This window comes from Lacrimispora sp. (genome assembly GCF_036758025.1).
In the GTDB taxonomy this organism is placed as follows: Bacteria; Bacillota; Clostridia; order Lachnospirales; family Lachnospiraceae; genus Lacrimispora.
In genome coordinates this window covers 1-13772 of sequence record NZ_DAIOXM010000043.1, presented here as the reverse complement: position 1 = coordinate 13772, position 13772 = coordinate 1, and the positions used below count along the sequence as shown (strand labels likewise).

The 13772-nt window shown below is 45.5% G+C and carries 13 protein-coding genes; 4 read left to right on the top strand and 9 right to left on the bottom strand.

From position 1 onward, the window contains the following. Positions 1 to 190 precede the first annotated feature (190 nt). Entirely contained in the window at positions 191 to 589 is a 399-nt protein-coding gene (locus V7M78_RS21400; protein WP_333653037.1) for a PaaI family thioesterase, read from the bottom strand. A gap of 273 nt (positions 590 to 862) precedes the next feature. Between V7M78_RS21400 and V7M78_RS21395 the strand changes: the two genes are divergently transcribed. Together V7M78_RS21395 and V7M78_RS21390 are read left to right on the top strand one after the other, a co-directional pair. After that, positions 863 to 2158: a hypothetical protein gene (locus V7M78_RS21395; protein WP_333653035.1), complete on the top strand. Its 1296-nt coding sequence runs from the start codon at positions 863 to 865 to the stop codon at positions 2156 to 2158. Positions 2159 to 2390: 232 nt separating this feature from the next. Beyond that, on the top strand, positions 2391 to 3296 hold the full coding sequence (locus V7M78_RS21390; RefSeq protein ID WP_333653032.1) for a LysR family transcriptional regulator: 906 nt from the start codon (positions 2391 to 2393) through the stop codon (positions 3294 to 3296). A 51-nt stretch (positions 3297 to 3347) separates the two neighbouring features. Here the strand turns inward: V7M78_RS21390 and V7M78_RS21385 are convergent, their stop codons facing one another. The 8 genes from V7M78_RS21385 to V7M78_RS21350 all read right to left on the bottom strand — a co-directional run bounded on the left by V7M78_RS21385 (position 3348) and on the right by V7M78_RS21350 (position 12376). Next, positions 3348 to 4649 carry a GntP family permease gene (locus V7M78_RS21385; RefSeq protein WP_333653030.1) on the bottom strand — a complete coding sequence of 434 codons (1302 nt, stop codon included), beginning with the start codon at positions 4647 to 4649 and terminating at the stop codon, positions 3348 to 3350. A 15-nt stretch (positions 4650 to 4664) separates the two neighbouring features. After that, positions 4665 to 5222, bottom strand: coding sequence for a hypothetical protein (locus tag V7M78_RS21380; protein ID WP_333653028.1), 558 nt, complete (start codon positions 5220 to 5222; stop codon positions 4665 to 4667). A gap of 6 nt (positions 5223 to 5228) precedes the next feature. After that, positions 5229 to 6863 (bottom strand): medium-chain fatty-acid--CoA ligase, encoded by a 1635-nt coding sequence (fadK, locus tag V7M78_RS21375; RefSeq protein ID WP_333653025.1) that lies wholly within the window; start codon positions 6861 to 6863, stop codon positions 5229 to 5231. Between the two features lie 35 nt (positions 6864 to 6898). After that, positions 6899 to 7909: an electron transfer flavoprotein subunit alpha/FixB family protein gene (locus tag V7M78_RS21370; protein WP_333653023.1), complete on the bottom strand. Its 1011-nt coding sequence runs from the start codon at positions 7907 to 7909 to the stop codon at positions 6899 to 6901. A gap of 16 nt (positions 7910 to 7925) precedes the next feature. Next, a complete protein-coding gene (locus V7M78_RS21365) occupies positions 7926 to 8714 on the bottom strand; it encodes an electron transfer flavoprotein subunit beta/FixA family protein (RefSeq protein WP_333653021.1) in 789 nt (262 codons plus the stop codon). 13 nt (positions 8715 to 8727) lie between these two features. Next, a complete protein-coding gene (locus V7M78_RS21360) occupies positions 8728 to 9870 on the bottom strand; it encodes an acyl-CoA dehydrogenase family protein (RefSeq protein WP_333653019.1) in 1143 nt (380 codons plus the stop codon). A gap of 26 nt (positions 9871 to 9896) precedes the next feature. Beyond that, positions 9897 to 11126, bottom strand: a complete 1230-nt coding sequence (locus tag V7M78_RS21355; protein ID WP_333653016.1) for a CaiB/BaiF CoA transferase family protein — start codon at positions 11124 to 11126, stop codon at positions 9897 to 9899. A 65-nt stretch (positions 11127 to 11191) separates the two neighbouring features. Continuing rightward, the gene (locus V7M78_RS21350; protein ID WP_333653013.1) at positions 11192 to 12376 is read right to left on the bottom strand and encodes an acyl-CoA dehydrogenase family protein; all 1185 of its coding nucleotides are present in this window, start codon (positions 12374 to 12376) and stop codon (positions 11192 to 11194) included. A gap of 428 nt (positions 12377 to 12804) precedes the next feature. On the opposite strand from V7M78_RS21350, the gene V7M78_RS21345 reads away from it, so the two are divergent. Then, positions 12805 to 13137, top strand: a complete 333-nt coding sequence (locus V7M78_RS21345; protein ID WP_333653010.1) for a cytochrome C biogenesis protein — start codon at positions 12805 to 12807, stop codon at positions 13135 to 13137. A gap of 29 nt (positions 13138 to 13166) precedes the next feature. Continuing rightward, positions 13167 to 13649, top strand: coding sequence for an acyl-CoA thioesterase (locus V7M78_RS21340; RefSeq protein ID WP_333653007.1), 483 nt, complete (start codon positions 13167 to 13169; stop codon positions 13647 to 13649). The last annotated feature ends 123 nt before the right edge of the window (positions 13650 to 13772 follow it).

Here is a 13772-nt window from a genome sequence, read left to right as displayed (position 1 = left end):
AAAAGATCCCTTTTAGTGTAGACAAGGGTAGACAGCTTAGTTTAAACGGGCAAAAAGATGGGAAGATTTTCGTTTGGCAAAATGGTTTTACAAGAATAAAGCAGGGCGGACTAGTTCCTTTTATTTTTTGCTGAATTCTGTTCAACGGGGTTACTTCTCTCTGCATAAGAAGGATGAAATACCGGGAAATTCACAGCTTATCAATCAGATACATGGTGAAGTCTCCTGCTGCAATGACTTTACCATCTTCTGATTTTACCTCCACCCGGTTTACTACGGAACGGCTGCCCTTGTGAATGGCATTGGCCTCCACATAGAGAAGTCCCTCTTTAAATCCCTTCATAAAATCTACAGATCCGTGCTGGGTTACGTTGGTATATTCGTATGCATAGGTTGCCATTCCTGCTGTAATATCGCAAAGGGAAAATATAAAACCTCCGTGCAGGTTTCCATATAAATTCAAGGCGGTTTTTGGAACCTGGATGGATATCTTTGCATGGCCTGGTTCTATTTCCAGAAGCTGCGCTTTTTCCAGGCCGCTTAAAGGAAGTATGTGGCGCCTGATTCCTTCCATTATTTCTTCTCTCATGTTTGTTTCCTCCCTTTTTCCATAAATAATAAGTAAAACAGGAATTACTTTTTGCAATATATCACAGATCAGAAGATGTACACAAGCAAATATAGTGATGTATAGGAAAAAAGCCATAAATCAGATGTAAATCATAGAATAGGCCGATTGGATGTTCTGCTAACCATGAATTATAATATTTATGTATTGTTAAAAAAATAGCAGACGTGACTTTACGGGGGATATGTGAGAAGGGTAAAAGCCAGAAAAAATAATATTGAGGAGGGAGTTACAATGAGTAACGGGGGAAATGCAAACAAGAGGGATATCAATGCAATTGACTGGAAAACAGTCCTTGTATTCGTATCCATAGCCTTCAGTTCCCAATGTGGAGGAGGCTTTGCCGCAGGATCTACGCCATGGTCTTACTTCTTTATAAACACAGGCTTTTACGGCATGCTTCCAAGACTGGTGCAGCCCTATTTTTGTCTGTTTATGCCTGTGGTGGTTGCGGCAATTAATTGCTTTATTATTTACTTTTTTATGAAATTTGCAATGGATTTCAGGACATTTGATTATGGAAGCTTTCTTGGAAAATATGGAGAACGCTTTCTGGGGGGAAAGCTGGCAAAGCCCATGCAGATTGTCTATGAATTTAATTTCAACTGGCTTTTGATCGTATGTATGGCCTTGTCTTATTCCACTTCCGGTTCTGCTTTAAAAGAGATTACCGGAATTCCTTACATATTAACTACTTTTATAGTGGGAATCATTATGCTGGTGCTTTGCATGAAGGGAAGTGATCTGGTTCGGAAGAATGCGGTATTTATGAGCGCCGTTATTTTTATTACACTAATTGCAATTCATGTTCCCAATTTGATTTATAACATAGCAGGCGGTAATTTAAAAAGTGAGATGCAGGTCATGGGGGATTCCTTAAATCAGGGGATTTCTTCGGGCGGAGGCAGTTTTTTAAAATATCTTCTGACAGCTCTTTGCTGGGCCTATATTTTTTCGGGGCAGAACTTAGGGGGATTTGGAGCTTATGTAAACCATGCTCAGATATTTTCCAACAAAAGGACCTTGAGGTGGGCAGTGGTGCTTTCGGTAATTCTCAATTGGGTATTTCTGGAGATGTCTGTATTCAACCTGGCCTCTAATTATTCACAGGTGCTGGAAGGCTGGAAGTCGGGAAGAGCCATTTATACCATTCTGGTAGTGGAAAATGGTGTGGGAGAGCCTGGGATGAAAGCCTTTCTGCTGACGTTGATTACGGTTGCCATATTTTTTGCCACGATTTCCACTGCCATTAATTATGCTCATGGATTTAATGACCGGGTTATTAACTGGTACCAGAAGAGAATAAAAGAAGATCCTCAGATATCTGACCAAAAGCGTAATAAGCGGGGGACAGTGCTCACCTTATGTTACGTTATACTCACCTGGGGAGTTTCCCAGGTAGGGCTTACCAGTCTGGTGTCAAAAGGACTGACTCTTGTATCCTACATTACTTTGTTTACCCTGATTATTCCAACCATAATTAATGCGATCATAGGATGGAAGGATAGGGAATATTCCGAGGTCCTTTAATATTTCAGTGACACTGCCGGGATAAAACAAAGCCCTTAGGGGGAGAGAGATATCCTCTCTCAGTTCAAAAGCTTTTTGTTGGAACTGAGGAGAGGATTTTTCTGGTATTACTTTGAAAAAACGTATAATTAAAGAAATAATATATTGATAGGAATATAGCAATTACTTGATGTGTATGATAAAATAATAACAAGGGGAAAATGACATTTGGTGTTTGGACCAGGGAGGTTATATGAATTTACCGCAGCTATATTATTTCCTGAAACTGGCAGAATTGCAGCATTACACAAAAGCGGCAAAAGAACTTTATATTGCACAGCCCTCTTTAAGCGATTCCATTGCATCCCTGGAACAGGAATTAGGGATATCCCTGTTTCAGAAAAAGGGAAGAAATGTGCAGCTTACCAAGTACGGAGAAGAGTTTTATATGCATGTATCTCAGGCTCTTAATGAGCTTGAAAGAGGAATTGCCTCCATGAAAAACCATTCCGGACAGGTTGAGGGAAGCATTGACATCGGATGCATTCCGACTCTTCTGGGAGATTTCCTTCCTTCTGCCATTCAAAATTACAGAGGGAAAAATCCACGGACAAAATTTAACATTTTTCAGGGACATTCCATAGAAGTGGCTCATGGTGTTGCCTCGGGAAAGTATGACCTGGGATTTTGTTCCAAGGTAGAAGATGAGCCGGATCTGATTTTTGTGCCAATTCTGGCTCAGGAGCTGGTGCTGATCGTCAATGGGACTCATGCTCTTGCAGGCAGAAAAGAGGTCTGCCTCGGTGAATTAAAAAGCTATAATCTAATTACATACCGGGAATCCCTTCCCATCGGCAAAGTGGTGGGACAGCTTTTAAAGGAGCGCAAAATAGATGCAGCCTTCTCTTATGACGATGAGATTTCTATTGGAGGAGTTGTCTCCGAAAGTCCGCTGGCAGCCATTGTGGCCCGGACTTCATTTTTAAAGCAGTTTGATGATCTGATCATCATTTCGCTGACCGATGTTCCAAAGGATGCCAGGCTGATTTATATGGCATACAGCAAAAAGAATTTTATTTCCTCCGCCGTGGAGGCATTTGCAGACTTTGTTGTGGCTCATGAGATGAATTTGCCCCAAAAGTCTTCCATAAGCTGTTAGGATGAAAAAAAGGGTACTGCTGATAACCGGCAGTGCCCTTTAAAAAATCTTTTAAAATACGAATCCTCCAGTAGCCAGAAGAGCTATGGTAAGGCCTGCCACAAAAGCAGGAATGGTAGTTCCTAAAATAATATGCTTATAGCTTTCTTTTAAGCTGCATCCGCAGATGGACATAGTCAGAATAGCAACGGAAGAATTGGGAAGCTTATTTAAGATCAGGGCCGACTCCGTAACAATGCGGTGAAGGGCCTGGATGTTGACTCCCATATCCACAAATGCCTGCCCAAAGCTTTCCATGAAGATGGTCTCCCCGGAAATGGCAGAGCCGGTAAGACCCGTTAAAACCGTAGTTCCGAAAAAGGCTTTCAAGTATACCGGCATATTCATAGCCAAAACTGCCTTCTGCAAATCCTGGAATGCAGGAGAGGATCCCAGAACCTTGGAAAGTCCCATAACGGAAGCTACAGTAAGCATGGAACTGAGTCCGGAACCGCTTCCGGTTTTTATGGATGCCTTCATGTTTTTAATATGCTTAAACTGTGTGACAACAATCAGAAGAATACCGATTACAAGGGAAAACATAATGCTGGTAGAGGTTCCCCATCCGGAGGTGACCACCACTGATCCTAAAACCAGGATAAAGGGAAGGACAGAGATAAAAATTCCCGGCAGCTCTTCATCACTTATAATGCTGCTTTCATCCTTATACATGGCTAAAAGTTCTTCCTCTGTATGTTTTTTCCGGCTCTGCTTCTGGGCATAGTTGAAATACAGGAAATAGCATACAGCCAGGATCGCCGTAAAGATAAAGGACAAGAAGGGGGCAGACCCTAAGGAGGTATTTAAGTAATTGCTGGGCAGCACGTTGCAGATATCCAGGGAATATGCAAATCCATTGGCAGAAGCGCCTCCTCCTAAAAGGAGAAATGGCAGCACCCTCCGGTCCATCTTGTTCTGGCGCAGCAGATTATCTGCAATGGGATATAAGACGAATACCATGATGTATCCGTTGATTCCAAGCAGGGTAATAAAGAATGTACAGATCAGGATTACCAGTCCCACCATTTTTGTTCCCAGCTTTTCGGTCAGTGTTTTGGCGATTTTAGTGGCAAGGCCTGTTTCCAGTACCAATTGCCCGAAAACTCCCCCCAGTCCCAGGATTAAAAACCAGGATGCAACAAAGCCGCCTGCGCCACCGGAAAAGGTGGTGAGAAATCCGTCTGCTATGTTTAAGCCGCTGGTTACCAGAATAACGGATGCTGTGATAATGGTTGCCGTTATCATGTCAATGCCTTTGATAATCATAATAACCAGAAGTGCGATGGCAATAATCAAACCTATCATTGCTAACATAAGCTTACCTCCATTTTAATTGTTTTTTTCTTTTGAACCTGACTGCCACTGGGCATTCATTTTGTCCAGAGGGATTTCCGTCAGTCCTGTTTTCTCCCCATAGACATAGATGACAAAGCCTCTCTTGCAGCGGAAGACGCATTCCAGACAGGGGTCTTCGTCGCAATAGGAAAATGCGTCGGTGTCAGCCAGGGCAAATACCATTGGCGGCCGCTTTGTCTCTGCCACATACTTTAGATATCCTCCGGTAAATGTTTTCAAGTAAAGCCATTTTGGTTCATATTCCTTTTTCATGGCTTTCCAGGAAACCTTGACGGCGTTGTCATTATAGCCTCCGGTAATCTGATAGCTTAACTGCAAATTCTCCTCTGACTGTTCCGGCCCTTTGGGGGTCAGAAACTCTGCTTTTTCTTTGCAGCAGAAGATTTCCATTTCCCCGGATGCCTTTCCCCCGGTGACTGGAAATAAAGAGCCGCATCGCCCGCACCGGTAAAAATACACATCGGGACACTGGCTTGCAAGAGGTTTTCTGGTGTCACGGCATCTTCTTGGTCCGAATTTCTGTTCTGCCATAACCGGTCACCCTTTCATCCGTTTTATCAATTCTTCTTTTAATAAATATTTTTTCACCTTACCGCTGCCTGTATGGGGAATCCGGTCAATCAGCTCCAGTCGTTCCGGCCAGAACCGTTTGGGAACCTGTTTTTCCTTCAGATAACAGATGACATCATAAAGCTCCAGGTTTTCCCAGCCTGCAAGAGGGACTGCAAAGGCGCAGATCCGTTCTCCAAGCCGTTCATCGGGCATTCCGATTACCGTATGGTCGCCCATTCCGGGACAGCCTTCCAGATAATCGTTTATCTCATTGGAATTTAAGTTTTCCCCTCCCCGGACGATCATATCTTTTTTCCGGCCAATGATGCGCAAGTTTCCGGCTTCGTCCATGGTGCAGATATCTCCGCTGTAAAACCAGCCCTCATCATCCAATGCCTCATCTGTGGCTTCCCGGTTTTTTAAATACCCTGCAAACACGTTAGGTCCTCTGGAAACCTCTTCTCCCGGAGTGCCTGGAGGAACTTCATTCCCGTCCTCATCTACAACCCGGATTTCAATGCCTTCCAAGGGCCTGCCGGAAGTGGTTCCGTTTAAAGCCAATGCCTCCTTTGGCCTCACAAACACATGGGGAACGCTTTCAGTGGAGCCGTAGACTTCACAGAGAAGAATCCCGAGACTCCAGGCCCTCTGCACCATGTAGCCAGGGACAGGAGCGCCGCCGCAGAGATAGAATTTCAAATAGGGCAAAGCCTCGCTCCTTGTTTCCAGATCCCTTAAAATATCGTAAATAAAAGGAGTGGCCCCCATGGAATAGGTGCACTTTTCCCGGTTCATCAAATCAATGGCTTCCTGGCAGCGGTATTTCTGCTGTAAAACCAGCTTTGCTCCAAGAAGCATGGGAGCGATGACGCCGTGGTGAAATCCAGTGGCATGGTTTAAGGGCGCAGGCATAAACATAATATCGTCTTCCGTCAGTCCCAGTTCTCTGTTAAAAGCTTCTTCGCTGTAGCGGATGTTGTCATGGGTCAGCAGCACCCCTTTGGAGCCGCAGGTGGTTCCCGAGGTACCGAGAATCACTGCCACATCCTGACCGGTCAGACCGTAGCGGGGCTGATCTTTTAACGGCTCAAACTGTTCCAAAATTTCCTTTAATGTAATGGCGCTGCTTGTTTTTTCTCTGGTATGATCCAGTAAAACAATTGTTTTTAAGCCTGGAAGTTCTTCGAATGCCGACAGGCTCATGGCCTCATAATCTGTTTTATGAAAAAAGGTGGGGCCAAAGTACACTTTGGATTCTGTCAGGTTCATAGAGCGTACCAGATCTTTTCTCTCATAACACATGGCGATGGGGTGGGCAACGGCTCCGGCTTTGAAACAGGCAATGGTAATGATGACGAATTCGTTCCAGATAGGAAGCTGGTAGGAAACCACATCCTGAGGTTTTATGCCTTGGGAAAGGAGAAAGGCGGCCACTTTGGAAGCGGCCTCATCAACCTGTCTGTATGTATAGCGAAAGCCCCTGTCATCCACCACGTATTCCCGGTCCGGATGCAGCCTTACCGAATCCTGCCAGCAGTCCAGCAAAGTCCGGTCTGTCCAGTACCCCATTTCCAGGTAGCGGCGTTTCCGGTCTGGATTGATTTTTATTTCTTCAAACATAACCTGCCTCCTATGGGTAGAAGCTGTATTCTGGATTATTCCTGATGTCTTGCTTTCAATTCTTTTACCAGTGCAGGAACCACTTCAAACAAATCTCCCACAATACAGTAATCTGCTACTTCAAAAATAGGTGCTGTTTCATCTTTATTAATGGCAATAATGGTTCCTGATTCGCTCATGCCTGCCACATGCTGTACCGCTCCTGAGATTCCGCATGCAATATAAATTTTAGGAGCAACGGTAGAACCGGTCTGGCCTACCTGCCGGGTCTGTGGCATCCACCCGGCATCTACAGCAGCCCGGGAGCAGCCCACAGTTCCCTGGAGCACGTCAGCCAGTTCTTTTAAAATGGCAAAATTCTCCGCTGATTTCATTCCCCGGCCTCCGGAAACTATAATCTCTGCTTCGTCAAGCCGGATCTCATTGCCCTCGCAGGCTTTGATGAAATCAATGACCTTGGTGCGGATTTTATCTTCCGGTGTCCGGATATCTTCCCGGATAATGACTGGATGATTGTCAGGATTTTTTTCCGGCTGTTTAAATGCTCCCGGACGGCAGGTTCCCATCTGGGGCCTGGTTTCACTGCATAAAATCTGGGCATATAAGTTGCCGCCGAATGCAGGACGCTCCCAGACCACATTGCCGGTGGCCTCGTCAACGCTGAGGGCAGTACAGTCTGCGGTCAGTCCCGTCCGAAGGCTTACGGCAATTTTAGAGCCTAAATCCCTGCCGTTTACAGTGGCTCCGATTAAAATGGTATTGGGGTCGTATTTTTTACATAATTCCAGAAATGCATGGCCATAGGCATCGGCAGAGTAGTGTTCATATTCATCACCCTGAACCACATAGACCTTATCTGCTCCAAATTCACCGGCAGCCTTAATGGCGGGATCTACGTCTTTTCCGATGACAACGGCGCATAAATCCTGTTTTAATCCGTCGGCCAGTTTTCTTCCCTGGCCCAGAAGCTGGGGGCCTGCACTTTTTGGCTGGCCCATAAAGCACTCCATAAATACCCATACATCTTTACATGTTTCAAAACTCATTGCCAACAGCCTCCTTCTACAGTAATTTTGCGTCGTCCAGTCTATTTATCAGGGAACCTGCAGTTTGCTCAGGAGTGTCTTCCCTGATAACGACCCCATTGGCAGTTCTCTGAGGAGTAAAGGTTGCCTTTACCTTGGTGGGAGAGCCTTTAAGCCCCATTTTTGAGATATCAGCACCGGGAAGGTCTTCCAGTTTGATTTCCGGAATCTCAGCCTTTAAAGAAGCAATTTTCCCCCGAACGGTGGCGTACCGCGGTTTGTTGCTTTCTTTTGTGGCTGTACACAGCACCGGAAGGCTGGTTTCTACGATCTCAATTCCTTCCTCCACCTGACGCCTTGCAATAACTTTTTCGCCATCTACCTTTAAATCCAGAATATAAGAGAGCCTGTTTGCTCCCAAATGTTCTGCAATGCTGGGAGCTGTCTGGCCAGTATCTCCGTCAATGGCCTGTTTTCCCCCCAGAATTACGTCAAAGGGGCCCAGCTTTTCAATGGCTTTTGACAGGATATAGCTGGTGGCATAAGTATCGGAGCCGCCAAATGCCCGGTCAGTAACCAGATAGGCTTCATCAGCTCCCATGGAAAGAGCTTCCCTTAAAACTGCTTTTGCCTGAGGCGGTCCCATGGAGATGGCTGTTACTTTGCCGCCGTATTGATCTTTTAGCTGCAGCCCTGTTTCCAGCGCATTTTTATCAAAAGGGTTCATGATGCTGGGAACGCCTGCCCGGATCAGGGTATTTTTCACCGGATCAATTTTGATTTCCGTTGTATCAGGAACCTGCTTGATGCAAACAATGATATTCATTTTCCTTCCTCCCTTAGCGATATTCCTTTTCTAATACATTTGCAATGGTCATTCTCTGGATCTGGTTCGCACCTTCAAAGATCTGGAATACCTTGGAGTCTCTCATCAGTTTTTCAACCGGATATTCCTTGCTGAATCCGTATCCTCCGAATATCTGAACTGCATTGGAAGTCACTTCCTGGGCACAGTCGGATACAAAGGTTTTGCAGATGGAGCCTTCTTTCTGAACCATAATGCCCTGGTCCATCATGCGCATGGTGTTATTGACCAGACACCTGGAAGCCTCTATTTTAATCGCCATATCGGCCAGCATGGCCTGAACCATCTGGAATTTGATGATGGGAGTGTTAAACTGTTTCCGTTCCTTTGCGTATTTGACGGATTCGTCAAGGGCTCTCTGCATAATGCCGACAGCCAGGGTGGCAACAAAGGCTCTGGATAAGTTTAAAGCATTTAAGGCCAGTTTAAAGCCTGAGCCTTCCGGTCCAACCATGGCGGAAGCTTTTACCCGGACGTTTTCAAAGATTAAGTCCGTGGTGTTGGAGAGGCGGAGTCCCATTTTATTTTCATGTGCTCCTACAGTTACGCCGGGAGCATCTGCATCAACGATAAAGGCAGAGATTCCACGATGCCCTGCAGCAGGATCGGTCTTAAAGAAGCCCACAAATACATCAGAAATGGCGCCGTTTGTAATGAAGGTCTTTGTGCCGTTTAAAATGTACTCATCCCCATCCTTTACAGCAGTTGCCCTCATGGCAGCAGGGTCGGAGCCTGCATTGGGCTCTGTTAAGGCAAAGCCTGCAAATCCTCCTGGAGCGATTTTGTCTGCAAAATACTGTCCCTGTTCCCTGGTGCCGGCCAGGATGACATTTCTAAGGGCCACAAAGGTGGTTACAAAGGTAATGGCATAGCCTGCATCCACCTTTGCCAGTTCCTCAAAGATCATGGCCGTGGTTTCATAGCTTAAACCGGTGCCGCCGTATTCTTCAGGAATCTCCAGCATGTGAAGTCCCATATCAAATCCCCACTGGAACAATTCTCTGGGACAATGGCCTTTTTCGTCAGCTTCCTGGACGTGAGGCTTGATTTCATTTTCTGCCATCTCCCTTACCAGGGCCAGCAGCTCTTTTTGTTCTTCGGTGTATAATAAACTCATAATATCTCACCTTTCCATTTATCTTATCAAAGCTTTTTCAGTTTTGTTTCGCCGGTTGCCGCACCGGAGGTCAGGGCACCTTCTATTTCTTCCTGGCTGTAGCCCAGATGTTTCATGATTTCAACCGTGTGAGCACCCTGGGAGCCGCCGATGCGGTACTCTGGTTCTCCCATGGAGGAGAAGTTCACCGGATTAGTGGGCATATAGCGTTCACCGGAGGGATAAGGGATTTTTGTGATGATGTTGTTGGCCCAGACCTGTTCATCCTCATACATGTCAAGAGGCTCATAAGCGGCTTCGCAGGCTAAGTCATTGGCTTTGAACATGGCTAGAAGGTCATTTCTTGTGAATGTTCCTATGGCATCGTCCAGAATATCGATAACTTCATGATTCAAATGGTTGTTGTTAACCTCTGCACACTTCATATAACGGGGATTTCCCACCATGTCGGCTCTGCCCAGCAAAGTCATGATCTTTTCATAATCCCGGTCATATTCAGGACAGCACATGACCACCCATTTCTGGTCGCTGGTGCGGTAGACGTTGTTAAAGGGGTTGGGAACTTCTTTCCGGCTTTTTGGATACTGGTTTCCGTACTGGGCGGAAATAACACCGGTGCTTAAGGCGTATACAGCGCTGTGGTGAAGTCCTACTGTAATCTTATCACCTTTTCCTGATTTCTCACGGGCATAAAGAGCTGCGCATATGCCTGATGCAAGGCCTAAGGCCACCTGGAAATCACCGAAGCCGTTGGTGGGAATCATGGGGGCATCCCCTCTGTTGACAGTGGTGCCGAAAACACCGCCTCTTGCCATATAACAGGTTACGTCAAAGCCGGCAGTATCCTTTTCAGGGCCCTTTTCCCCGTATCCCAGAACCTGGGCGAAAACCAGTCTTGGAAATTTTTCCTTTAAGGTGTCATAGTCAAGACCAAGCTTTTTTAAGGACTTGGTTCTGGTGTTGGTTACAAAGACATCCGCTTCTCCTAAAAGCCTGTATGCGATTTCAAGCCCTTTTTCTGACTTTAAATCCAGGGTAATGAACCGTTTGTTCATATTGGCAACATCAAATGCCAGATTTTCGTCATCTTCATAAGGCATATTAAATACAGCCCCCTGGGTTCTGGCCGGGTCGCCCTTGGCAGATTCAATTTTAATGCAGTCAGCTCCCCATTCCCCAAGCACACGGACAGTGGTAGGTGCTGCCAGATAAGTGGTTAAATCAATGACTTTTACTCCCTCTAATGGTTTCATCATAAACCTCCTTGATAAAATAGGGGTCATTGGTCCGGTCCGAACCTATGACCCCAGTCAGATTTCTGTTAGATGACGTATTCCATCTTACCGCCATGTTTGATGGTATTTCTGGAAATGGTGATGCGCTGAACAGTAGGAGCGCCTTCCTCCAGCCACATAGCGCGGCAGTCGCGGTAAAGCCTTTCAACCGGGCCGTATTTGCAGTCTTCAAAGTAGCCTACGCCGCCGAAGATTTCCAGCATTTCATCGCTGACTCTTCTGGTGGTGTCAATGCTGTAAAGCTTGCACATGGCTGCTTTTTCCTCAATGTATTCGCCTGTGGGGCACTCCTCGTAAGATTTTGCAAAGTCGTAAACCATGCAGCGGAGAGCATGAACCATCATGGACATATCGGCAATCTTGCAGCGGATGGCCTGGCGGGTTCCGATGGGCTTTCCAAAGGTTACACGGTCATTGGCATACTGAAGGGAAAGCTCCAGCATTCTCTGAGCCATTCCCAAGTTGCTTGCCGCAATATGTGCACGGGAAACGGATAAGGAGTGCATGGCAATTTCAAGTCCCTGACCTTCTTTTCCAAGCAAATATTTCTTATCAATCCGGCAGTCCGTGAATTTTAAATCTCCATGTCCGGCTCCCCGGCATCCCATCATATGAGGCATGTTGATGACTTCAAAGCCAGGTGCATCCATTGGAACGAAAAATGCGGAAAGGCGGTCATCTTTGTGGGAATCGGGATTGGTTACAGCGATTACATAAGCAAATTCGCAGCAGTCCGTATGAGAAATGAGAGTCTTTTCTCCATTTAATACGTAGGAGTCTCCGTCTTTTACAGCCATGGTATGTAAGTCGGCTCCGGTTCCTCCGGTGGCCTCTGTCAGTGCAAAGCAGGTAAATACGGATTTGTCCTGGAACTTATGCATATATTCATCTTTCAGTTCCTTGTTGCCGTAATCATCTAAAATTCTCCAGTTCAAATCCATGGCATAGTGAAGATGCATTCTCATTCCGCCCGGTCCCCTGGAAAACTCTTCCTGCACCTGGAGAATTTCTAATTCAGATAATCCGTAGCCGCCGTATTCTACCGGAAGGGCGCAGCGGTATAAATCATTTTGAATGCTCAAGTCGTAAAATTCCTGAGGGAATTTATTGGTAACTTCCACTTCCTTCTGGATTTCTTCCAAAGGACCTTCCGCCAGCTCACGAATCTGCATCAGATATGCCTGAAATTGTTCTTGGGATAATTTGCTCATGTTTTCTTCCTCCTGAAATTTGATTAATAATTTTTTAACAATCTTATTGATTTTATTATAAACAATAGGCCGGTAAAAATCCAATCGACAGTTTTGGAGGTTTTATGTGGGATTAATAGTTATTGCCTATGTATGAAAAAAGCCTGTATAAAACCCTGGAATTTTAACTTCTCAAAGCTTAACCAACTCTGTTTTTCTGAGAATAAGCTTCAAATCAGTGGAACAGAGCTGGCAAAGCATCTGGGATTGGTCATAAAAAACGGGCAGGCTGGGGCCGGAAATGATCATGGGACAAAATGAGGAAAGGATGAAATACCGGGGAATATGTATACAGAAATTGAAAGATGTGGTAGAATGCGGATATATCAGAAGGTTTTTGAACACCTTAGGGAAAGAAATATAATTCGGGAGTAATTGGAGAAAAAGCCATGGAGAATTTTCAGTATTGTAAAATAGAAATCTTTATTCCTGAAACCCATTTATCTGCGCTGCAAGGCGCTTTGCAAAGTGTAGATGCAGGGCATATAGGAAATTATGACAGTTGTTTATCTTATAGCCAGGTTACGGGGTGCTGGCGGCCCTTGGAAGGGAGCAGCCCTTACAGCGGAAAAGAAAATGCAGTGAGTACTGAACCTGAACTTAAGGTGGAGGTCACCTGCCTGCGGGATCATATCGACATTACCATTGATGCCATTAAAAAAATACATCCATATGAAATTCCGGTTATTAATGTAATTCCATTATATCGGACCAGTTTTTAATATAGGATGTCTGTTAAGAGAGAAAAGGAATGATTAATATGGAAGAAAGAGCGAAACGGGCGGCAGAATCCCGGACTGAGCAGATGTATGTGGTAAGGGCCAGGTATTTAAACTCAGCAGGCCGCTTATTTGGAGGGGACTTAATGGCCTGGATTGATGAGACAGGGGCCATGACAGCCAGACGCCACTGCAATGCCTATGTGACTACGGTAGCAGTGGACAGCCTGCATTTTACAAAGGCGGTTCATTTAAGAGAGTCTGTTGTTTTAATAGGAACTGTGACCCATGTGGGAGGCACATCCATGGAGGTTCGGGTGGATTCTTATACAGAGGATCTGGATGGAAAGAGGGAAAGGGTAAACAGGGCTTATCTGGTTTACGTGGCCATGAAGGATGACCGGCCTGTCCGGGTTCCCCGTCTCATTGTGGAAACAGAGGAAGAACGGGCTGAGTGGGAGGCAGGAGAAAAGAGAGAAAAGCTTCGCAAGGAGCGGAGGCGTCAGGGGTATTGAGAAAATAGCTGAATATGAAAAGCGGACTGTCAGTTTGATATGCTCCCTTCTAGGTAGACAAGTGAAATAAAAAACTTGTCATCTGGGAGGGAGCATATTTTATGGGAAGAAAAGCTAAATTTT

What these genes read in the sequence shown, in the direction of transcription:
- V7M78_RS21385 (WP_333653030.1), bottom strand. Translation starts at nt 4,649, where the DNA reads ATGTTAGCAATGATAGGTTTGATTATTGCCATCGCACTTCTGGTTATT.
- V7M78_RS21390 (WP_333653032.1), top strand. Translation starts at nt 2,391, where the DNA reads ATGAATTTACCGCAGCTATATTATTTCCTGAAACTGGCAGAATTGCAG.
- V7M78_RS21345 (WP_333653010.1), top strand. Translation starts at nt 12,805, where the DNA reads ATGGAGAATTTTCAGTATTGTAAAATAGAAATCTTTATTCCTGAAACC.
- V7M78_RS21365 (WP_333653021.1), bottom strand. Translation starts at nt 8,714, where the DNA reads ATGAATATCATTGTTTGCATCAAGCAGGTTCCTGATACAACGGAAATC.
- fadK (WP_333653025.1), bottom strand. Translation starts at nt 6,863, where the DNA reads ATGTTTGAAGAAATAAAAATCAATCCAGACCGGAAACGCCGCTACCTG.
- V7M78_RS21355 (WP_333653016.1), bottom strand. Translation starts at nt 11,126, where the DNA reads ATGATGAAACCATTAGAGGGAGTAAAAGTCATTGATTTAACCACTTAT.
- V7M78_RS21400 (WP_333653037.1), bottom strand. Translation starts at nt 589, where the DNA reads ATGAGAGAAGAAATAATGGAAGGAATCAGGCGCCACATACTTCCTTTA.
- V7M78_RS21380 (WP_333653028.1), bottom strand. Translation starts at nt 5,222, where the DNA reads ATGGCAGAACAGAAATTCGGACCAAGAAGATGCCGTGACACCAGAAAA.
- V7M78_RS21395 (WP_333653035.1), top strand. Translation starts at nt 863, where the DNA reads ATGAGTAACGGGGGAAATGCAAACAAGAGGGATATCAATGCAATTGAC.
- V7M78_RS21340 (WP_333653007.1), top strand. Translation starts at nt 13,167, where the DNA reads ATGATTAATATGGAAGAAAGAGCGAAACGGGCGGCAGAATCCCGGACT.
- V7M78_RS21360 (WP_333653019.1), bottom strand. Translation starts at nt 9,870, where the DNA reads ATGAGTTTATTATACACCGAAGAACAAAAAGAGCTGCTGGCCCTGGTA.
- V7M78_RS21370 (WP_333653023.1), bottom strand. Translation starts at nt 7,909, where the DNA reads ATGAGTTTTGAAACATGTAAAGATGTATGGGTATTTATGGAGTGCTTT.
- V7M78_RS21350 (WP_333653013.1), bottom strand. Translation starts at nt 12,376, where the DNA reads ATGAGCAAATTATCCCAAGAACAATTTCAGGCATATCTGATGCAGATT.